Source organism: Klebsiella sp. HN106, from assembly GCF_051209435.1.
Taxonomy (GTDB): Bacteria; Pseudomonadota; Gammaproteobacteria; order Enterobacterales; family Enterobacteriaceae; genus Klebsiella; species Klebsiella oxytoca.
On record NZ_JBLURD010000001.1, the window covers coordinates 836,677 to 857,662 of the forward strand.

Genomic DNA, 20,986 nt, shown 5'->3' on the forward strand with positions numbered 1-20,986 from the left:
TCCTGAGTTCAGGTGCTAAAGTAAAAAAAGAAGCGGAAAATAGCAGCATTCATGCTTGCATTACCTTGTCTGGTAAAAACGTAAGATCGATATTGAAAAGCTTACGCGAATAAAAGTCAATGTATTGATAGTCTTGAAACGAAAAGAGGGAGACAAGCTCCCTCTTTCAACTGGCTTATGCCAGAGCTGCTTTCGCTTTTTCGACCAGCGCGGTGAACGCTAATTTGTCGAATACTGCGATGTCAGCCAGGATCTTACGGTCGATTTCAACAGAGGCTTTTTTCAGGCCGTTGATGAATTTGCTGTAAGAAATACCGTTCTGACGTGCTGCTGCGTTGATACGCGCAATCCACAGTTGACGGAACTGACGCTTTTTCTGACGACGGTCACGATAAGCGTACTGACCAGCTTTGATAACAGCCTGGAAGGCAACGCGGTATACGCGAGAACGCGCACCGTAGTAGCCTTTAGCTTGTTTCAAAATTTTCTTGTGACGTGCACGGGCAACTACACCACGTTTTACGCGAGCCATATGTGCTCTCCTGTATCTATTCTAATTAAAAAGTTAAAAGGGTTAACGACTTATGCGTACGGCAGGCACGCGATGACCAGGCCCAGATCGCCTTTGGAAACCATGGCTTTCGGACGCAGGTGACGTTTACGCTTGGTAGCTTTTTTGGTCAGAATGTGACGCAGGTTAGCGTGCTTGTGCTTAAAACCACCTTTACCGGTTTTTTTGAAGCGCTTAGCAGCACCGCGTACGGTCTTAATTTTTGGCATTTTAATAACTTCCACTTCGCATTGTTAATAAACGAAACATAGGCGAACAACGGCTGTGGAACCCGCAGGCTCCACAGACATTGCTACTTGAAGGCCTTACTGTTTCTTCTTAGGAGCGAGCACCATGATCATCTGGCGGCCTTCGATCTTCGTTGGGAAGGATTCGACTACTGCCAGTTCACTCAGATCGTCACGGACGCGGGTAAGCACTTCCATACCGATCTGTTGGTGGGCCATCTCACGGCCGCGAAAACGCAGCGTGATCTTGGCCTTATCGCCATCTTCCAGAAAGCGAATCAGGCTGCGGAGTTTTACCTGATAATCGCCATCGTCGGTGCCAGGACGGAACTTAATTTCCTTAACCTGGATAACTTTTTGCTTTTTCTTCTGTTCCTTAGAAGACTTGCTCTTTTCATAAAGGAACTTGCCGTAGTCCATGATACGACAAACTGGCGGTTCGGCGTTAGGGCTGATTTCAACTAAATCTACTCCAGCTTCTTCAGCTTTTTCGATTGCTTCTCTCAGACTCACAATACCCAAAGCTTCGCCTTCCAGACCAGTTAAGCGAACTTCCAGGGCGCGAATCTCGCCATTAATACGATTCGGACGTGCCGTTTGAACTCGTTTTCCGCCTTTAATACCTTATTCCTCCAGTTGTTTTAGACTGCGGCTGCGAATCTCTTGTTGCAGCTTCTCGATAACTTCATTTACGTCCAGGCTGCCCAAGTCTTTGCCACGACGGGTACGCACGGCGACTTTGCCGGCTTCTACCTCTTTGTCGCCACAGACCAACATGTAAGGGACACGACGTAAAGTGTGCTCGCGGATTTTAAAGCCTATCTTCTCATTTCTCAAGTCTGCTTTTACGCGAATGCCCGCATTTTGTAGTTTACGCGTCAATTCGTTAACGTATTCAGCCTGAGAATCAGTAATATTCATGACCACAACCTGCACCGGCGCAAGCCAGCTTGGGAAGAAGCCCGCAAACTCTTCGGTCAGGATGCCGATGAAGCGCTCCAGCGAACCAAGAATTGCGCGGTGAATCATTACCGGAACCTGTCGTTCGTTATTTTCACCCACATAAGAGGCGCTTAAACGCTGCGGCAGGGAGAAGTCCAGCTGTACAGTACCGCACTGCCATGCACGATCGAGGCAGTCATACAGGGTAAATTCAATTTTCGGACCGTAGAACGCGCCTTCACCCAGCTGATACTCAAACGGGATGTTGTTCTCTTCCAGCGCAACGGCCAGATCCGCTTCAGCACGATCCCAGGTCTCATCGCTACCGATGCGTTTTTCCGGGCGAGTCGACAGTTTGACGACGATTTTCTCGAAGCCAAAGGTGCTGTACATATCGTAGACCATACGAATACAGGCGTTCACTTCATCGCGAACCTGATCTTCAGTACAGAAGATATGGGCGTCGTCCTGAGTAAAGCCACGTACGCGCATCAGGCCATGCAGCGCGCCTGACGGTTCGTTACGATGGCAGCTACCGAATTCAGCCATACGTAACGGCAGATCGCGGTAGGATTTCAGACCCTGGTTGAAGATCTGTACGTGACCCGGGCAGTTCATCGGCTTGATGCAGTATTCACGGTTCTCAGAAGACGTGGTGAACATCGCATCTTTATAGTTGTCCCAGTGGCCGGTTTTTTCCCACAGCACACGGTCCATCATAAACGGACCTTTAACTTCCTGATACTGGTACTCTTTCAGCTTAGAACGCACAAAAGTTTCCAGTTCGCGGAAGATAGTCCAGCCATCGTTATGCCAGAATACCATACCCGGCGCCTCTTCCTGCATATGATACAGGTCGAGCTGCTTGCCGATTTTACGGTGATCGCGCTTAGCGGCTTCTTCCAGACGCTGCAGATAGGCATTTAAGGCTTTTTTATCTGCCCATGCGGTCCCGTAGATGCGCTGCAGCATTTTATTGTTGCTATCGCCGCGCCAGTAGGCGCCAGCGGTCTTCATCAGTTTGAAGTGATGGCAGAAACGCATATTCGGCACATGCGGTCCACGGCACATATCGACATATTCTTCATGATGATACAAACCGGGTTTGTCATCATGAGCAATGTTTTCATCAAGAATGGAGACTTTATAGCTCTCGCCGCGCTTCACGAAGGTTTCACGCGCTTCGTGCCAGCTGACTTTCTTCTTAATGACGTCGTAGTTTTTCTCGGCGAGCTCGTGCATACGCTTTTCGAGCGCGTCGATATCTTCCTGGGTCAGGGTATGGTCCAGATCGACATCATAGTAAAAACCATTGTCGACAACCGGGCCGATCGCCATTTTGGTATTTGGCCACAGCTGTTTAATTGCGTGCCCTAAAAGGTGCGCACAGGAGTGACGAATAATCTCAAGACCATCTTCATCTTTCGCGGTGATGATAGAGAGCGTCGCGTCGTTTTCAATTAAGTCACAGGCGTCGACCAGCTCGCCGTTGACACGACCCGCAATGGTGGCTTTCGCCAGACCGGGGCCAATATCCAAAGCGACGTCCATCGGGCTCACAGCATGATCAAAATGGCGTTGGCTGCCATCAGGAAGCGTAATTACAGGCATTTCATGTCCTTATTTGCAGTGGTGCCCCACACGAAAGAGCACATACAAAACAATATAATCATAATTATCAACATGTTCCGGCTCAGTTCCCGCTTCACTCTGCGAAAATATGTGCACGCTCGTTCACCGACGCGTACCCACCTGCAGCCGCCTGTTGATAACACCGACGGTTAGTTTACACATCATTACTGCGTGATTAAAGTCACATGAGACTAAATGGTTATTGTTGATGGGAAAAAAAAGGGGGGCGCGACTAACGCAGCGTAATTCTTTCGCAACAAGATGCACAACGCAGGACGGGATGACCCATAAAGGATATTTATGATTTCACATAAATAGTGAATGTTTAACCGAAAACGCGCAAAGCAAAACCGGTACAACATTACCCGGTTTGCTGCTTCACGAAATAATTAAAGGGGGATGTTAAATGGTGATGAAATATCAGGACCATTCCCCGGCAACAAGTTTATGAACATCAAAAGCATCGTTCATTGACTGCCCGGTTGATTGTGAACCCGGCGCAATGTTGGAACCCGCTTCGACATCGGTGGCTTTAGCAATGCCAACTTGCGTATGATCGTTATTACCCGGCTGCGGTGCGGGAGCGGCGGCAAATGCGCCAAAAGACAGCGTGCACAGCATCACGGCCGCGAGTGCGATTTTGCTATTTCTCATGATAGTCATTCTCTTATTTGTTTCAGGTAATAGAACGGAATCGTTATCTCCGCCTGTGTTCCACAGTATAGATCCAGATCACATTTTTGTCCGACCCAATATTTATCTTTTCGTGTCAAATTAACTGCATATTTGTCAGCAAAAAGACAATTATGAGGAAATTATGAAGGCCGGTTCTTTTTATAAAAAACAAAACAAGAGACCAAAAATAATAATGCCACTTTATGCCAAATTTAAAACAAACAGGCCGGAATATCCGGCCTGAAAATATTACATTTTATATCCGAGCGATAGCGTTGTACGACGATCGGTGTGTTCCGGTGCCGAGGATGGCGGTTCCGAGTTCCACGTCAGGTTATAGGCCACTTTGAGCGCAAAATGCGCATTGATCGCCACATTCAATGCACTTTCCGAGTTCAGCGTCGTATCTTCAGCGCCGAATACCGAAACGCCCTGGGTAAATCGGGCGTTATCGGTCATCTGCCAGGCATAAGTGCCGGAAGCGTAGCCCAGCGGCTGGGTATCGTTATCTCCATCGGTATACTCGTCGTAACGCACGCCGGGACCGAATTCGAAACGCAGGCTGTGTACCGGACCGTTCATGATCTGCCGACCATAACCCGCGGTGAACACATCACGCTGCTGATAGCCATTGTAACGATCGGTCAGCCAGCTGGCCTGGCCAAAGATATAGTTCTGATCGGTCAGGTTATACCGGCTACGTCCACCCAACGCGTACTTTTCCGAAGAGCGCTGATCGTTTGACGATGTATTGCTGGCATTTCCCCACAGCGACCATGCGGTCGTATTGCCATACCAGGTCAACGTGGAGTCTGCGGTCATTGAGGAACTTTTCGTATTGCCGGACTGCGCCAGATAGCCGGCGTTAACAGTTCCTTCGAAAGGTTTTTTGGCAGAAGAAGGGTCATCCATGACAGTAAAAACGGAATCATCGGCCATTGCGTATGCAGACGCAAAGAGCCCCCCCGCCAGCATTGCCGCTGCGGGTACTGTCTTCAAAAGCTTCATTTAATTTTAAGTCCGTACAACCTATAAGGAGACCAGGAGGGTCCCGGAAACTTTCGCGAGGATCGCAGATTGCCGCTCCAGGAAAGGGAGTAAATTATAAAAAAGCACGATTAACTTAGCAATCAATTACTCTTTCGTTTTTTGTATAAGACCCTTCTTAAAACAATTTTTATTTCATAAAGATAAAAGCCAGGCCCGGCGAAAATCACTTGCGGCTTTCCCTCACCTCCTTTAAGTGCCATGCTTAAAATCAGAGCAGCTAAATTCGTATTATGGAGGAAACCGGATGACCAAAATCTATACGCTCACGTTAGCCCCCTCGCTCGACAGCGCCACGCAAACCCCGCAAATTTACCCTGAAGGCAAGCTACGCTGTAGCGCCCCCGTATTTGAACCCGGAGGCGGCGGTATTAACGTGGCGCGAGCCATCACGTTTCTTGGCGGCAGCGCCACCGCTATCTTTCCCGTCGGCGGCGCAACGGGTGAACATCTGACCGCGCTGCTGACGGATGAGCATGTTCCCGTCGATACGGTAGAAACCCATGACTGGACGCGACAGAATCTTCACGTTCACGTGAACGCCAGCGGCGAACAGTATCGTTTCGTGATGCCGGGCGCGGCGTTAACCAAAGAAGAGCTTCATCTTCTGGAGCAAAAAGTTCTCGCCATTGCTCCAGGCTCGTTGCTGGTGATTAGCGGAAGCCTGCCGCCGGGCATCAGCGTCGAAAACCTGACGCAGCTGGTCAAAAACGCTCAGCAGCATGGCCTGCGCTGTATTGTTGATAGTTCCGGCGATGCGCTTGCCGCCGCGCTTAATGTCGGCAATATCGAGCTGGTTAAGCCGAACCAGAAAGAGCTCAGCGCGCTGGTACAGCGGGACCTGAGCCAACCGGATGATGTGCGTCTTGCCGCGCAGGAGCTTATTCGGTCAGGCAAAGTCCAGCGCGTTGTCGTCTCTTTGGGCGCACAGGGGGCGCTGGGTGTTGATATAAATGGAAGTGTCCAGGTCGTACCGCCGCCGATGAAAAGCCAGAGCACCGTCGGCGCCGGCGATAGCATGGTCGGCGCCATGACGTTAAGGCTGGCGGAAAATGCCTCACTTGAAGATATGGTTCGCTTTGGGGTGGCGGCGGGTAGCGCGGCAACGATAAATCAGGGCACCCGCCTTTGCTCGCTGGAAAATACGCAAAAAATCTACGACTACCTGCGCGGTTGATTACGCCTCACTCCCTCTGTCTTTACAGGGGGAGTCGCCAAATCAACATGATGGTCTATGCTAAAAAAGCCATGGATAACAATGGGGTGAAAAATGAGTAGCGAAATTACTGCCTGGGTGGTCACGGTTCGTTTTCACGAAGAGACGTTAACGGAAATTAATGAGCTTAGTAATCACCTGACTCGCGCCGGATTTACCCTGGTTTTAAACGATGATGAAGGCAACCCCCACGAGCTGGGAACCAACGTTTTTGGTCTGCTTTCCATGCAGAATGCCGAAGAGGTCAAAGCCTTGAGCGCGGGTTTAGCCGAAACTGCGCTGGGAAGAACCGTCGACGTTACCGTTGCCACATTCAGCGAGTGGTTAAAAGCTCAATAAGTGCGATTGACGCGACAGAAAACGTTCAGTTGTGCGTCAGTTCGAATTTTGCGCCTGGGTTATGCGCTAACCTTATGAAAAGTTGGCAAACATGGGGAGAGACGGCATGTGGCAAGCGATCGGCAAATTATTAAGCGATTTGCATACCGAAGCAGCTGAAATCGAACTGCGCAACGAACTACCCGGCGGCGAGATCCACGCGGCCTGGCATTTACGCTTTGGCGGCCGGGATTACTTCGTAAAGTGCGACGAACGTGAGCTTTTACCCATCTTCACGGCCGAGGCAGACCAGCTTGAGCTACTGTCACGCAGCAAAACCGTGAACGTACCGCAGGTTTTTGCCGTAGGCAGCGACCGGGATTACAGCTTTCTGGTGATGGAATACCTCCCTCCTCGCCCGCTGGATGCGCACAGCGCTTTCCTGTTAGGCCAGCAAATCGCCCATTTACACCAATGGAGCGACCAACCGCAGTTTGGTCTGGATTTTGACAACGATCTTTCCACAACGCCTCAGCCGAACGCCTGGCAACGTCGCTGGTCTACGTTCTTCGCCGAACAACGCATAGGCTGGCAGCTGGAGCTGGCCGCCGAGAAAGGTCTGCATTTTGGCGATATCGATAGTCTTGTCGATACCGTCCAGCAGCGGTTGAGCAATCATCAACCGCAGCCGTCGCTGCTCCACGGCGATTTATGGTCCGGTAACTGCGCGCTCGGGCCTGACGGGCCATACATTTTCGACCCGGCCTGCTACTGGGGCGATCGCGAGTGCGATCTGGCGATGCTGCCGCTGCATCCGGAACAGCCGCCGCAAATCTACGATGGCTATCAATCCGTTTCGCCGCTGCCGTCCGGTTTTCTCGAGCGGCAGCCAATTTACCAGCTCTATACGCTGCTGAATCGGGCTATCCTGTTTGGCGGCCAGCACCTGGTGACGGCGCAAAAAGCGCTTGATGACGTGTTAATGGAAAAGGCCCCGTAAGGGGCCTTGTTTCTGCAGGTTAGTTAATTTGAACGCCTTTCATGCGGAACTGAATAGTCATGGTAATATCGCTCCCCGGTTTACCCGGCTCATAGCGCCATTTGCGTAAGGCGCTTTTCACTTCACGTTCAAACATATTGGCTGGCTGGGCCGAAAGGATCTGCACGTTATCCACGCGCCCATCCGCTGTCACGTCAAACTTAACCCGTACGCTTCCTTCAATCCGCAGCGCCTGGGCACGTGCCGGATAGGTCGGCTCTCCGCGGCTTAACGCCCGCGGTCCCGAAGGCGCCGTGACGGTTGGTTTAGCGGTAGCGGTTGAAGTGCTCGGCGCGGTACGCGCTGGCGCCGTATTTGCATTTTCAAACGGCGAGGCCGGGCGCGTCTCCGCCGGTTTTACATCCCGCTTCGGTTGCTCAACTTTTTTTTCCGGCTTTGGTTTAGGCTTTGGCTTCGGTTTAGGCTTCGGTTTATGGATAACCACCGGCGCCTCTTTTGGCGGTTCCGGAAGCGCTTCCGGCTCAGGCTCGGGTTCCGGTTCAACAACGGGTTCTACGACCGGCTGCGCCGCCTGAGGCGGTTCCAGATCTGCCGGGGCTACCATAGTGATCTCAATGGGTTGCGATGGCGAAGGCCGTTCAATAACCTGATGTACCGAAGTATAGAGCAACGCCGCGACAACACCGCCGTGGATAACCACGGACAGTAGCGTAGGCCACGGAAAGCGGCGAGGTAAATCAAAGGTCATTGCGCTCATAGTCGTTTCTGTTGAAAAATGATGCCCCGATTTTAAATGCAAATAGCAATCATATTCAACTAGGGTTGTTGGCTTGTATCAAAATTTGCCCTGTTTTCTGACAAAAAGCCTCCGGAGCATGGCATTCTGAGGATCGTCAGCATCTTTGCATTGCAGTCAACGACGGTTTCACTTAACGTGATTCGCCAATTTATTGATAAGGAGCCATGCCGTGCTTTACGTTATCTACGCTGAAGATATCGCCGACTCTCTGGAAAAACGGACGTCGGTACGTCCCGCCCACCTGGCGCGTTTGCAATTATTACATGATGAAGGTCGTTTACTGACCGCAGGCCCAATGCCTGCCGTAGACAGTAATGAACCCGGCGCGGCGGGCTTTACCGGCTCAACGGTCATTGCGGAATTTGAATCACTGGAAGCGGCGCAATCATGGGCCAATGACGATCCCTATATTGCCGCAGGGGTTTATCAGAAAGTGTCGGTCAAACCGTATAAGAAAGTCTTTTAGAATCTAAAATTTTTAAGCAATAAGAGTGCGTTAAAAGTTTTATCTATGGCGATCGTTCATGAGAGGACGCTTCCGTGTCAGCGAGTACGCAATGGTCGCCATCCTTATTTCCCTTCACCTTCTCGATTCCAGCAGTCGCTGTAAGCAACGTCATGATGATAACCGTTGCCGGCGGCGCATCAGCACCGCCGACTTGCTGTTGTTGATTAGCTATTGGAGTGCAGCGTGCCTTTGAGACCATGTGGTTCCGAGCGAAGATATTGTGGCGGAACGCTCACATGGGCTCCCAGAGCGGCAGCTGCCTGCCAGGGCCAGTGCGGATTGTAGAGCGCCGCGCGGGCAATGGCGATGAGATCGGCGTCGCCATGGCTTAACGCATCTTCCGCCTGCTGGGGTTCCGTCACTAAGCCCACCCCAATCACCGGGATATTCACCCTCTCCCGGATTTCACGGGCGAACGGCAGCTGATAGCCCGGGCCAACCTGAATCGCCTGATGAGGCGACAATCCACCGCTGGAAACATGAATATAGTCGCAGCCGAGAGCCTCAAGCTTCTGGCTGAAGAGAATTGATTGTGCATTATCCCAGCCGCCATCAACCCAATCGGTCGCAGAAAGTCGCACTCCCACCGCGATGTCCTGACCGACAGCCTCGCGAATGGCCTGAAAGACTTCGAGCGGGAAACGCAAGCGGTTCTCCAGAGACCCACCATACTCGTCGGTGCGCTGGTTACTGAGCGGAGAAAGGAACTGATGAAGCAGGTAACCATGAGCAGCATGCATTTCAATCAACTCGATACCCATCCGCTCAGCGCGTCTGGCGCTGTCTGCGAATGCCTGCTTGATGCGTTTCATCTGGTCCTGAGTAAGCTCAACCGGAGGACGATCGCCTTCGCCATAGGCCAGCGCTGATGGCGCAACCGCGTCCCATCCGCCAGCATCATGTGCCAGCTGTTGTCCCCCCAGCCAGGGGGCTGCGGAAGACGCTTTTCTTCCGGCATGGCCCAGTTGGATGCCGATGGGGATTGAAGAGTACTGGCGTATATCTTTCAGTACGGCGTGTAATGCGGCTTCCGTTTCGTCATCCCATAAGCCCATATCAGCCGGGGTGATTCGCCCTGCTGGCTCGACAGCGCTGGCTTCGATAATCAGTAAACCTGCGCCGGAAAAAGCCAGTTGTCCAAGATGGATACGATGCCATGCCGTCGCCTTGCCATTGTCGGCGGAATACTGACACATTGGAGCAATGACAATGCGATTCTCAAGTTCCAGCTTACCGATTCGCACCGGACTAAAAAGTTGACTCATAGATACCTCTCAATAATAGAAGCCTTACGGACATTATAAGTAGCATGTGTTGACGCATGGTACTTCCCGTTTTTTGCGTTTATACGCGTTGAGCCAGCCTTATGAGCCGGGAAAAGGTGTTGTGGCGATGAGCCTTCCTGTCAGCATTCGGCTAATGCAAACAATAACCCAGGATCCGGTGCGAAAAAGGGTTTCGCTGGCTAAAGAAAGAGGGTGTCAATATAAGAGTATGCTCACAACGAAACGCGGATAAAACAGAGGCACCGCGAACGGTGCCTTTTGTTTCGACTCTCAAAACTCAGAGAAGGTGAACAGCAGAGAGTGACGTTGCCGTTTAACCAGCTCCTTTCTGATGGAGAGGATGCGCATATTGCGACGCGATTGGCCTTCCAGCCAGCGTGCTTTACGGCGACTCACCTGTCTAAGCATGCGCCAGCGCCCTACTTCCGTTCTACTACGCTTCATTGCAACTACTCTACGAGTGAAAACAGCCTGCATTATAGACCGATGAATCGGGCTAACCAACGCTTTCGCTGCGTTTTTATTTGCCAGATGGATGCTGATGCGTAAACTCATGTCATCAAGTCATTCAAAAGGATTTTTCATCTATGACAACCTTTTACACGGTGGTGAACTGGCTGGTTATACTCGGTTACTGGCTACTTATCGCCGGTGTAACATTACGGATATTAATGAAAAGACGCGCGGTACCGTCAGCGATGGCGTGGCTGCTGATCATTTATATCCTTCCGCTGGTAGGGATTATCGCCTATCTCTCATTTGGCGAACTGCACCTGGGTAAACGTCGCGCCGAGCGCGCGCGGGCCATGTGGCCATCGACGGCTAAGTGGTTGAAGGATCTTAAGGCCTGCAAGCATATCTTTGCCGAAGATAATAGCCCGGTCGCGGAATCCTTGTTCAAGCTCTGCGAACGTCGTCAGGGAATTGGTGGCGTTAAAGGCAACCAGCTACAGCTGCTTACCGAATCCGATGACGTCATGCAGGCGCTGATTCGCGATATTCAGCTCGCTCGTCATAATATCGAGATGGTGTTCTATATCTGGCAGCCCGGTGGCATGGCCGATAAAGTCGCAGAGTCATTAATGGCGGCAGCGCGGCGCGGCGTGCACTGCCGGCTGATGCTGGACTCCGCGGGGAGCGTGGCTTTCTTCCGCAGCCCCTGGGCCGCCATGATGCGTAATGCCGGCATTGAAGTCGTCGAAGCGCTGAAGGTAAACCTGATGCGCGTCTTCCTGCGCCGCATGGACCTGCGTCAGCACCGCAAAATGGTCATGATCGATAACTATATTGCCTATACCGGCAGTATGAATCTGGTCGATCCGCGTTTCTTTAAGCAGGACTCCGGCGTAGGCCAGTGGATCGATCTGATGGCGCGAATGGAAGGTCCGGTCGCGACAGCCATGGGCATTGTCTACTCCTGCGACTGGGAGATTGAAACCGGAAAACGTATTTTGCCCCCGCCGCCGGACGCGAACATTATGCCGTTTGAAGAGGCCAGCGGGCATACGATTCACACCATTGCCTCGGGCCCGGGATTCCCGGAAGACCTGATCCATCAGGCTCTGCTGACTGCCGCCTATGCAGCCAAAGAGCATTTGATCATGACGACACCTTATTTTGTGCCCAGCGACGATCTACTGCACGCCATCTGCACTGCCGCCCAGCGCGGCGTTGACGTCAGCATTATTTTGCCGCGCAAGAACGACTCGCTGCTGGTCGGCTGGGCCAGCCGCGCTTTCTTTACCGAGCTGCTGGCTGCCGGGGTGAAAATCTATCAGTTTGAAGGCGGTCTGCTGCATACCAAGAGCGTGCTGGTTGATGGCGAACTTAGCCTCGTGGGTACCGTTAACCTCGATATGCGTAGCCTGTGGCTTAACTTCGAGATCACGCTGGTGATTGACGATGCCGGTTTCGGCAGCGATCTGGCCGCGGTGCAGGATGATTATATTTCCCGCTCGCGCCTGCTGGACGCCAGGCTGTGGTTAAAACGTCCGCTGTGGCAACGGATCGCCGAGCGACTGTTTTACTTCTTCAGTCCGTTGCTGTAAAACGTGCCAATCAGATGTTTAATGGGTAGCAATCATGGATATGGATTTAAACAACCGCCTGACCGAAGACGAAACGCTTGAACAGGCCTACGACATTTTCCTTGAACTGGCCGTCGATAACCTCGACCCGGCGGATGTCATTCTGTTCAACCTGCAGTTTGAAGAGCGCGGCGGCGCCGAGCTGTTTGACCCGGCACCGGACTGGGAAGAGCACGTGGATTTCGACCTCAATCCTGACTTCTTCGCTGAAGTGGTGATTGGCCTGGCCGATGAAGATGGCGGCGAAATTAACGACATTTTTGCACGCGTGCTGCTTTGCCGCGAGAAAGACCACAAGCTCTGCCATATCCTGTGGCGCGAATAAGCTCTTTCTTAAGCAAATAGCTAATAAAAGAAGAAGCCTGCCTGAGTGAATCAGCGCAGGCTTTTTTATTTATTCCGGCAGTTCGCTGCCGCAAGCATTGCAGTAGCGAGCACCTTTTTCATGAGCGTGATGCTGACAGTGCGGACACTGGCGCTGCGTGCGGCGATTCTGAAAGGCGGCGGTCATATGGCTGGTAATTAAGCCGGTAGGGATCGCAATAATCGAGTAGCCAATTAAGATAAGTATGGATGCCAAAATGCGCCCCAGCGGCGTATGCGGCGTAATATCGCCATACCCTACCGTAGTTATCGTCACTATCGCCCAGTAAACCGACGCATTTAGCGTAGTAAAACCGTATCGCGGCCCCTCAACCAGATACATCAGGGAGCCAAAGATCACCATCACAATGGCAATAAAAGAATAGAACAGGATCAGCTGGTGGCGTGCGCTGACGATTGCGGACCAGAAAATATTCAGCGACGGCATAAAGCGCAGTAGCTTAAGGATGCGCAATGCCCGGATGGCGCGCATCGCCCGCCAGGCAAACACGTACTCAATACTGATCTCGGGCCATAGCCACATAACATAAAGCGGTAAAATGGTGGCCAGGTCAATAATTCCCCAGAAGCTGAAAATATACTTTAGCGGATTCGGCCAGCTGATAATGCGCAGAAAATACTCAAAAGTAAAAACCGCCGTGACGATAAGTTCGAGCCAGACGAAAATATGCCATTCGTCTAATGTCAGATGATATTGCGTACCGAGCCCGGACTCGATAAATATCACCAGCACGCTGAGCAGGGCAAATATGCCGCAAAGTCCCTCAAAATGACGACCGGAACGGCGATTTTGATCGAAGAGTAAATGATACAGCCGCAGACGAGCGGCATGAATATGAAAAGCCACGTAAACCTCGCTAATAAAAGGGCTGACTTACGTCAGCCCCAGAGATTATAACGGGTCTACCTTCAGGCAGGAAACCGCATGGCGGAAACTGCCCTCCAGCACCGGTCGCGTTTTTGCGCACTCCGGCCCGGCGATGGGGCATCTGGTACGGAATACGCATCCCGACGGCGGATTAATCGGCGATGGCAGCTCCCCTTCCAGCAGCTGGATCGTTTTATTCTTTTCCTTATCGGGGTCCGGCACCGGCACCGCCGACATCAACGCTTTGGTATAGGGGTGCAGCGGATTATGGTACACCTCATCGTAGGTGCCCAGCTCCACGGCATGACCAAGATACATCACCAGCACGCGGTCGGAAATATGCTTTACGACCGCCAAATCGTGGGCGATGAAAATCAGCGACAGCCCCATTTCCCGCTGCAGCTGCTGCAGCAGGTTAACCACCTGTGCCTGAATCGACACGTCCAGCGCGGAGACCGGCTCATCGCAGATAATGAGCTTCGGTTCAAGAATTAGCGCGCGCGCAATACCGATACGCTGACACTGGCCGCCGGAGAATTCATGCGGATAGCGGTTAATCAGGTTCGGCAGCAGGCCCACTTTCATCATCATCGCCTTCACGCGGTCGCGAACTTCCTGGCGCGGCATTTTTGGATGATAGGTGCGCAGCGGCTCGGCAATAATTTCCCCGATCGTCATGCGCGGATTGAGCGACGCCAGCGGATCCTGAAAGATCATCTGAATATCGCTACGCACGTCGCGCCACTCTTCGGCCTTCATGCCAAGTAAATCTTTGCCCAACCAGGCGACTTTACCGTCGGTGGCTTTCACCAGACCAATGATCGCGCGCGCGAACGTCGACTTTCCGCAGCCTGACTCCCCGACCACGCCCAGGGTTTCCCCTTCATACAGACGCAGCGTCACGCCATCTACCGCTTTCAGCGTTTTTGACGGCTGCCAGAACCACTGTTTACCGTCTTTAATATCAAAGTGCACCTTCAAATCGGCGATTTCGAGCAGGACTTTTCTTTGTTCCGTTACGGCGTTCATAGCAAATCCCCCACCGGTTGAAAGCAGGCGCGCAGGCGGCCAGGTGCAAACTCCTCCAGAGGCGGAGCGCTATTGCAAATCTCCATCGCATGCGGGCAACGCGGCTGGAATGGACAGCCCTTAGGCAGACGCAGCAGGTTCGGCGGGTTACCGGGAATCGTCAGCAGGGCATCGCCTTCCGCATCCAGCCTCGGTACTGCATTGAGCAGACCGATGGAATACGGATGCGAGGGTTGGTAAAAAACGTCGCGCGCCTCGCCATACTCCATGGTACGCCCGGCATACATCACCAGCACCTTGTCGCAGATGCCGGCGACAACGCCCAGGTCGTGGGTAATCATGATGATTGCGGTATTAAATTCGCGCTTAAGCTCATTGAGAAGCGTCATGATTTGCGCCTGTACGGTCACGTCCAGCGCCGTGGTCGGTTCATCGGCGATCAGCAGCTTAGGCCGGCACAGCAGCGCCATCGCAATCATCACGCGCTGGCGCATCCCGCCGGAAAACTCGTGTGGGTACATTTTCATCCGCTTGCGCGCTTCCGGCATTTTGACCGCATCCAGCATTTTCACCGACTCTTCAAACGCTTCGGCTTTACTCAGCGCTTTGTGCAGCATCAGAACTTCCATCAGCTGCTCGCCTACCCGCATATAGGGATTGAGCGAGGTCATCGGGTCCTGAAAAATCATGGAGATCTGCTCGGCGCGCAGCTTATTCAGTTCGCGCTCCGGGAGGTTAAGGATCTCCTTACCGTTAAAGGTCGCTGAACCCCCGATGCGACCGTTTGCCGCCAGCAGGCCCATCAGCGCAAAAGCGGTCTGCGACTTACCGGAACCGGACTCGCCCACGATGCCTAAGGTTTCCCCGGCCCGCAGATTGAAATTGAGATCGTTGACCGCGGTCACATCGCCATCGGGGGTACCAAAGGTGACGCGGAGATCTTTCACATCCAGAAGCAATCCGGATTGTTGGGCAGTCTGCGGCGTTTTCGCCGTTTCAATCGTACTCATGACGGCGCTCCTTAGCGGTCTTTCGGGTCGAGGGCATCACGCAGGCCATCGCCGATAAAGTTAAAACAAAACAGCGTAACTACCAGGAAACCGGCAGGAAACAGTAGCAGCCACGGCGACACTTCCATCGAGTTGGCGCCATCGCTGAGCAGCGCGCCCCAGCTGCTTAACGGCTCCTGGGTCCCCAGACCGAGGAAACTTAAGAAGGATTCAAACAGAATCATGCTTGGGACCAGCAGTGAGGCATACACCACAACCACTCCAAGCACGTTAGGCACGATATGGCGGATAACGATATTGCGCGTTGAAACGCCGCCGACCTGCGCAGCCTCAATGAATTCTTTCCGCTTCAGGCTCAAGGTCTGACCGCGAACGATACGCGCCATATCCAGCCAGGAGACCATGCCTATAGCCACGAAAATCAGCAGGATATTCTGGCCAAAGAAGGTCACCAGCAGAATGACGAAGAACATAAACGGGAAGGAGTTGAGGATTTCCAGCAGGCGCATCATCACCGAATCCACTTTGCCGCCCAGATAGCCAGAAAGCGAACCGTAAAGCGTTCCCAGAATCACCGCCACCAGCGCAGCAGCAACGCCAACCATCAATGAGATACGCCCGCCGATAGCCACGCGCACCAGCAGATCGCGGCCGGAAGAGTCGGTACCAAAGTAGTGGCCGGACTCCATATCGGGCGCGCTGGACATCATGCCCCAGTCAGTATCGTAATAGGAGAACTGCGTTACCATCGGCGCGATGGTAACGAACAGCGCAATAATCACCAGCACAATCAGGCTGGCAACCGCGGCGCGGTTATGCATAAAGCGGCGGCGGGCATCCTGCCAGAGGCTACGCCCCTCGACTTCCAGTTTTTCACTGAAGTTTTCCAGCGCCTCGTTGTTTTTCTTACTTAACATCATGGCGAACCCCAGCGTCAGTAACGAATTTTCGGATCGATAACGGCATACAGCACGTCAACAATCGCGTTAAACAGAATGGTCAATGCGCCCACCAGAATGGTCAGGCTGAGCACCAGCGAGTAGTCGCGGTTCAGCGCGCCGTTGACGAACAGCTGACCGATTCCCGGCAGACCATAAATCGTTTCGATAACCATTGAGCCGGTGATAATACCGACGAAGGCGGGCCCCATATAGGAAAGTACCGGCAGCAGCGCAGGCTTTAAGGCATGGCGCAGAATAATACGGCGCATCGGCAAGCCTTTTGCCCTGGCGGTGCGGATGAAGTTAGAGTGCAAAACCTCGATCATCGAACCGCGGGTAATACGCGCGATACTGGCGATATAGGCTAACGACAGAGCGACCATCGGCAAAATCATATATTGCAGCGCCCCGCCGTTCCATCCCCCGCCCGGCAACCAGTGCAGCGTAATGGCGAATATCATGACCAGCAGTGGCGCCACCACGAAACTCGGTATCACGACCCCGGTCATTGCTATCCCCATCACGGCAAAATCCCATTTCGTATTTTGCTTCAATGCTGCAATAACCCCGGCCGTCACGCCGATCACCACCGCCAGGAAAAACGCGGCGAAGCCTAATTTGGCTGACACCGGGAAGCTGGAGGCCACCAGATCGTTGACAGAATAATCTTTATATTTAAAAGAAGGACCGAAATCACCGTGCGCCAGCTGCTTCAGGTAGTTGAAGTACTGGGTCATGATGGGGTCGTTTAAATGGTATTTTGCTTCAATATTCGCCATGACTTCCGGCGGCAGCGTGCGTTCACCGGTAAAAGGGCTTCCCGGCGCAAGACGCATCATGAAGAAAGAGATAGTAATAAGAATAAATAGCGTCGGAATCGCTTCCAGACAGCGACGTAAGATAAATTTTAACATTGCCCGTACCTTCTGGCGTGTGCCTTCAATAGTGCGATGAAATAAGACACCGTGAGGCAGGCAATGATGCCTGCCTCACGTATTGCCATTAGTGCTTCACAATGTACATATTTCTTGTGTAAGTATTATCCAGCGGATCTTTACCGGTATACCCACCTACCCACGGCTTAACCAAACGGGCGTTAACATAATAGAAGACCGGTACAATGACGGAGTCTTTATCCAGCTGCTGCTCGGATTGTGCATAGAGATCCGCGCGCTTTGCTTCATCGCTGGTTTTCAGCGCTTCGGCAATAATCTTGTCGAAAGCCGGGCTCTTATAATGCGAAGTGTTGTTTGAGCTGTCGCTCAGCATGGTATTCAGGAAGGAAGTGGGTTCGTTGTAGTCCGCGCACCAGCCGGCGCGTGCGACATCGAAGGTACCCTGATGGCGATTATCGAGGAAGGTTTTCCATTCCTGATTTTCCAGCTTCACGTTGACACCGAGATTTTTCTTCCAGATCGAAGCCACGGCGATAGCCAGTTTTTTGTGCAGATCGGAAGTGTTATAGAGCAGATTGAAAGTCAGCGGCTTGTCAGCAGAATAGCCGGCTTCGGTCAGCAGTTTTTTCGCTTCTTCATTACGTTTTTCCTGTGACCACTTGAACCACTCAGGTTCGATGAGCTTCATGCCATCGGTATACGGCGGCGTATAGCTATAGGCTGGCAGGTCGCCCTGGTTTTTCACTTTATTGACAATAATGTCGCGGTCCAGCGCCATCTTCAGCGCGGTACGCACGCGAACATCGGTAAACGGCGCTTTCTGGTTATTGATTTCGTAGTAATAAGTACACAGATACGGATCGACGTGAACTTCTTGCGGGATCTCTTTTTTCAGTTTCTGGAACAGTTCGATCGGCATATTGTTATAGGTCATATCGATTTCGCCGCTGCGGTAGCGGTTGACGTCGGTGACTTCAGAAGCGATCGGCAAAAAGGTAACCTGATTAATAACGGTTTTGCCGTTATCCCAGTAGTTAGCATTACGTTCCAGTACAATACGTTCGTTCACTACCCAGTCTTTTAATTTATACGCGCCGTTGCTGACGATATTGGCCGGCTGGGTCCATTTGTCACCAAATTTCTCAATAGCGGCTTTAGGAACTGGAGAAACCGATGGGTGCACGAGAAGTTTGTAGAAATAAGGTACCGGTTCGCTAAGGGTCACTTCGAAGGTATGATCGTCCAGCGCTTTGACGCCCAGATCGGTTGCTGGCTTTTTCCCGGCGATGATGTCGTCAACGTTGGCCAGGTGACCGTACTGTAAATAACTTGCATAAGGCGAGGCTGTTTTCGGATCCGCCAGACGCTGCCAGCTATAAACAAAATCTTGCGCGGTAACCGGCGAACCGTCGGACCACTTAGCATCTTTACGCAGATGGAAGGTCCAGACTTTAAAATCTTTGTTGTCCCATTTTTCCGCCACACCCGCCACCGGATGGCCATCAAGGTCGCTTACCAACAGCCCTTCAAACAAATCGCGGCTAATATTGGACTCCGGCACGCCTTCAATTTTGTGCGGATCGAGAGACTGAACTTCGGAGCCGTTGTTACGTACCAGCGTTTGTTTATCCGCCAGCTGTACCCCTGCCGGTACATCTGCCGCCACCGCGGCGTTGATTGTCATTAATGCAGAGAGTACGCCTGCGGCTACCAGGCTTTTTTTCGTGATGATGGTCATGTGTTTGTTACTCCACTCATTATAATTACTGGCTATTTAACCAGCCTGTTTTCTCTTTTCTGGATTCTGAACAGTGCAGGAGTTTATGCAGCTGCCAGCGAGTACTGCTTGCTATCACCGACTTATTTATTACGACCGCTCAAACGGCAGCCTTGACGTCGATTCTTACCCCCCTGTCCGGGGGCGATTTTAAGTCGCAATGAGCTATTTAATAAGAATTCTCATTTGCGCATGAATTCACTAAAGATCACGCCGGAAAGTACCAAAACGCTTTATTGTCCGCCAATGCAATTTGCAAATATGTTACCGGATTCTCTTTTGTCGCCAGATCATTGCGTTAGCCGAGTCAGCATCAGGCAGGGCAATGTTTAAAAAATTTTTATTTATCATGACGTTAAAATAAAATACTCGCATTGAATGCCAAATCTCAGTGAATCGATGAAATTTTGTACGAAAATTTAACATTCGCTTATTATTTAGCACATTCATCTGCTTCACGAGATAAATTACTAATATCATTTCGATTATCAGACGGCAAGCGCCAGAGAATGATGTGAAGAAAATAACAGTAGCGACTGTGGGTAAAACGGCAGGAAAGACGTAAATTACAGGGGTAATTAACTGAAAATAAATAACATTATCAGGCATTAAAAAAACGTATACCAGCCAGATAAATCACCTTTTTTGATATGTTTTACTGGTATTTAGCAAACGCGGGACAATGAGCCCCGCGCACAAAGCGATGCAGGTTAATTCACCAGCCCTGGAAACAGCGCCTTTATACCGGTCACGATAAACTCAATCCCGAGAGCCATCAGCAACAGTCCCATAATACGGGTAATTACGTTGATACCGGTTTGACCAAGTAAACGAACCAGCCAGGGGGCCATACGGAAAATGCCCCAGCAGCACAGCGCAAAAAGCGCGATAGCGACGGAAAAGCCAACAAAGTGGGCGACACTGTGATAGCGCGTTCCCCAGACAATAGTCGAACTGATGGCCCCGGGACCGGCCATCAGGGGCAGCGCCAGCGGCACCACGCCAATACTCTCGCGAATGGCCGTTTCTGATTTTTCTTGCTTGTTCTGTTTATCCTCGCCCAGCTTGCCGCTAATCATCGACATGGCAATGGTGACGACCAGAATCCCGCCGGCAATGCGGAAAGAATCAATGGAAATGCCGAAGACCTGCAGAATTGCATCGCCCAAAAACAGCGACGTGAGCAGGATAATGGCGACGGACAGGTTGGCGGTCAGGTTGGTTTTGTTGCGTACGGCCGCCGTCTGGTAGCTGGTCATACTAATGAACACCGGGATAATGCCAACCGGGTTTACCAGCGCAAATAACCCAATAAAAAATTTAAAGTAGGCTGAAAAATCGAACAACGACTGAATCACAGGGCGCTCCGCAGCATCATAAAAATGGCTGTTGACAGTTACCAGCATAAAATATCCGCGAGAAGATACGCTGTTTGATAGCATAATTCATCTCTATTCATCTGGAAGTACATAATAAGGCTGGAATGTTATTTATTTGTTTATGCAATGCTATTTAGTCATTTAATTAGCATACCGTATCATTACACTTGAGCAAATTGGTCAAAAAATGACCTGCTGAAAGGTATCAGCTTTGCCGATTATTGATTTAGATCACATAATTTGTACTCAGAAGTGAGTAACCTTGTTTACACACAGAGAGGAGGCACAACAGCGGTACCTGAAAGAAAAAACAAAAGCTTTTTTAGTCAATCGGTGAAGTCAGAAGCACAAAATTCTTTACGTTAACATTTAAATGCAAGCAGTTAACACACTG

The 20,986-nt window shown here is 51.6% G+C and carries 23 protein-coding genes and 1 other annotated feature (1 of these 24 cut by a window edge); of the genes, 6 read left to right on the forward strand and 17 right to left on the reverse strand.

Annotation, left to right across the window (positions count from 1 at the left end; genetic code table 11):
- Positions 1–58 (reverse strand) — a sequence feature (Phe leader region); it reaches 68 nt to the left of the window's first position.
- From pheM to ACSIPU_RS04000, 7 genes are all read right to left on the reverse strand, one after another.
- On the reverse strand, positions 9–53 hold the full coding sequence (gene pheM, locus ACSIPU_RS03970; protein ID WP_001386830.1) for a pheST operon leader peptide PheM: 45 nt from the start codon (positions 51–53) through the stop codon (positions 9–11). It overlaps the preceding feature by 45 nt.
- Positions 59–175: 117 nt before the next feature.
- A complete protein-coding gene (gene rplT, locus ACSIPU_RS03975) occupies positions 176–532 on the reverse strand; it encodes a 50S ribosomal protein L20 (RefSeq protein WP_004102963.1) in 357 nt (118 codons plus the stop codon).
- A 50-nt stretch (positions 533–582) separates the two neighbouring features.
- A complete protein-coding gene (rpmI, locus tag ACSIPU_RS03980) occupies positions 583–780 on the reverse strand; it encodes a 50S ribosomal protein L35 (RefSeq protein ID WP_001124225.1) in 198 nt (65 codons plus the stop codon).
- Between the two features lie 96 nt (positions 781–876).
- Positions 877–1,419 carry a translation initiation factor IF-3 gene (gene infC / locus ACSIPU_RS03985; RefSeq protein WP_052746887.1) on the reverse strand — a complete coding sequence of 181 codons (543 nt, stop codon included), beginning with the start codon at positions 1,417–1,419 and terminating at the stop codon, positions 877–879.
- A gap of 3 nt (positions 1,420–1,422) precedes the next feature.
- A complete protein-coding gene (gene thrS / locus ACSIPU_RS03990) occupies positions 1,423–3,351 on the reverse strand; it encodes a threonine--tRNA ligase (protein WP_004102966.1) in 1,929 nt (642 codons plus the stop codon).
- A gap of 441 nt (positions 3,352–3,792) precedes the next feature.
- Positions 3,793–4,026 carry a hypothetical protein gene (locus ACSIPU_RS03995; protein WP_004103077.1) on the reverse strand — a complete coding sequence of 78 codons (234 nt, stop codon included), beginning with the start codon at positions 4,024–4,026 and terminating at the stop codon, positions 3,793–3,795.
- 270 nt (positions 4,027–4,296) lie between these two features.
- Complete coding sequence (locus tag ACSIPU_RS04000; RefSeq protein WP_024274361.1) at positions 4,297–5,055, reverse strand: DUF481 domain-containing protein; 759 nt, start codon at positions 5,053–5,055, stop codon at positions 4,297–4,299.
- A gap of 286 nt (positions 5,056–5,341) precedes the next feature.
- Between ACSIPU_RS04000 and pfkB the strand changes: the two genes are divergently transcribed.
- The 3 genes from pfkB (at position 5,342) to ACSIPU_RS04015 (ending at position 7,628) form a co-directional block, all read left to right on the forward strand.
- The gene (gene pfkB, locus ACSIPU_RS04005; protein ID WP_053064978.1) at positions 5,342–6,271 is read left to right on the forward strand and encodes a 6-phosphofructokinase II; all 930 of its coding nucleotides are present in this window, start codon (positions 5,342–5,344) and stop codon (positions 6,269–6,271) included.
- Positions 6,272–6,364: 93 nt separating this feature from the next.
- Positions 6,365–6,649: a type V toxin-antitoxin system endoribonuclease antitoxin GhoS gene (ghoS, locus tag ACSIPU_RS04010; protein WP_004103083.1), complete on the forward strand. Its 285-nt coding sequence runs from the start codon at positions 6,365–6,367 to the stop codon at positions 6,647–6,649.
- 106 nt (positions 6,650–6,755) lie between these two features.
- Complete coding sequence (locus ACSIPU_RS04015; RefSeq protein ID WP_004103085.1) at positions 6,756–7,628, forward strand: fructosamine kinase family protein; 873 nt, start codon at positions 6,756–6,758, stop codon at positions 7,626–7,628.
- A gap of 19 nt (positions 7,629–7,647) precedes the next feature.
- On the opposite strand, the gene tonB is transcribed toward ACSIPU_RS04015, so the two are convergent.
- A complete protein-coding gene (gene tonB / locus ACSIPU_RS04020) occupies positions 7,648–8,385 on the reverse strand; it encodes a TonB system transport protein TonB (RefSeq protein WP_435321623.1) in 738 nt (245 codons plus the stop codon).
- Between the two features lie 211 nt (positions 8,386–8,596).
- Here tonB and ACSIPU_RS04025 point away from each other — a divergent pair, with 211 nt between their 5' ends.
- Positions 8,597–8,893, forward strand: a complete 297-nt coding sequence (locus ACSIPU_RS04025) for a YciI family protein (protein WP_004103089.1) — start codon at positions 8,597–8,599, stop codon at positions 8,891–8,893.
- A 206-nt stretch (positions 8,894–9,099) separates the two neighbouring features.
- On the opposite strand, the gene ACSIPU_RS04030 is transcribed toward ACSIPU_RS04025, so the two are convergent.
- Positions 9,100–10,200: an NADH:flavin oxidoreductase/NADH oxidase gene (locus tag ACSIPU_RS04030; protein WP_004103091.1), complete on the reverse strand. Its 1,101-nt coding sequence runs from the start codon at positions 10,198–10,200 to the stop codon at positions 9,100–9,102.
- 291 nt (positions 10,201–10,491) lie between these two features.
- Positions 10,492–10,665 (reverse strand): YciY family protein, encoded by a 174-nt coding sequence (locus ACSIPU_RS04035; RefSeq protein WP_004103093.1) that lies wholly within the window; start codon positions 10,663–10,665, stop codon positions 10,492–10,494.
- A 143-nt stretch (positions 10,666–10,808) separates the two neighbouring features.
- Here ACSIPU_RS04035 and cls point away from each other — a divergent pair, with 143 nt between their 5' ends.
- Both cls and ACSIPU_RS04045 read left to right on the forward strand, forming a co-directional pair.
- The gene (gene cls, locus ACSIPU_RS04040) at positions 10,809–12,269 is read left to right on the forward strand and encodes a cardiolipin synthase (protein ID WP_004103095.1); all 1,461 of its coding nucleotides are present in this window, start codon (positions 10,809–10,811) and stop codon (positions 12,267–12,269) included.
- A gap of 34 nt (positions 12,270–12,303) precedes the next feature.
- Positions 12,304–12,633, forward strand: a complete 330-nt coding sequence (locus ACSIPU_RS04045) for an HI1450 family dsDNA-mimic protein (RefSeq protein WP_004103097.1) — start codon at positions 12,304–12,306, stop codon at positions 12,631–12,633.
- A 69-nt stretch (positions 12,634–12,702) separates the two neighbouring features.
- Here the strand turns inward: ACSIPU_RS04045 and ACSIPU_RS04050 are convergent, their stop codons facing one another.
- The 7 genes from ACSIPU_RS04050 to ACSIPU_RS04080 all read right to left on the reverse strand — a co-directional run bounded on the left by ACSIPU_RS04050 (position 12,703) and on the right by ACSIPU_RS04080 (position 20,571).
- Complete coding sequence (locus tag ACSIPU_RS04050; RefSeq protein WP_004103099.1) at positions 12,703–13,539, reverse strand: ion transporter; 837 nt, start codon at positions 13,537–13,539, stop codon at positions 12,703–12,705.
- A gap of 45 nt (positions 13,540–13,584) precedes the next feature.
- Complete coding sequence (oppF, locus tag ACSIPU_RS04055) at positions 13,585–14,589, reverse strand: murein tripeptide/oligopeptide ABC transporter ATP-binding protein OppF (RefSeq protein ID WP_004103101.1); 1,005 nt, start codon at positions 14,587–14,589, stop codon at positions 13,585–13,587.
- Positions 14,586–15,599, reverse strand: a complete 1,014-nt coding sequence (locus ACSIPU_RS04060; RefSeq protein ID WP_004103103.1) for an ABC transporter ATP-binding protein — start codon at positions 15,597–15,599, stop codon at positions 14,586–14,588. Before ACSIPU_RS04060 ends, oppF begins: the two co-directional genes overlap by 4 nt.
- Before the next feature lie 11 nt (positions 15,600–15,610).
- The gene (gene oppC, locus ACSIPU_RS04065; RefSeq protein ID WP_004103105.1) at positions 15,611–16,519 is read right to left on the reverse strand and encodes an oligopeptide ABC transporter permease OppC; all 909 of its coding nucleotides are present in this window, start codon (positions 16,517–16,519) and stop codon (positions 15,611–15,613) included.
- A 14-nt stretch (positions 16,520–16,533) separates the two neighbouring features.
- Positions 16,534–17,454: an oligopeptide ABC transporter permease OppB gene (gene oppB, locus ACSIPU_RS04070; RefSeq protein WP_032728383.1), complete on the reverse strand. Its 921-nt coding sequence runs from the start codon at positions 17,452–17,454 to the stop codon at positions 16,534–16,536.
- Between the two features lie 88 nt (positions 17,455–17,542).
- The gene (gene oppA, locus ACSIPU_RS04075) at positions 17,543–19,174 is read right to left on the reverse strand and encodes an oligopeptide ABC transporter substrate-binding protein OppA (RefSeq protein ID WP_004103108.1); all 1,632 of its coding nucleotides are present in this window, start codon (positions 19,172–19,174) and stop codon (positions 17,543–17,545) included.
- Positions 19,175–19,923: 749 nt separating this feature from the next.
- A complete protein-coding gene (locus tag ACSIPU_RS04080; protein WP_024274364.1) occupies positions 19,924–20,571 on the reverse strand; it encodes a YchE family NAAT transporter in 648 nt (215 codons plus the stop codon).
- Positions 20,572–20,986: the final 415 nt, after the last annotated feature.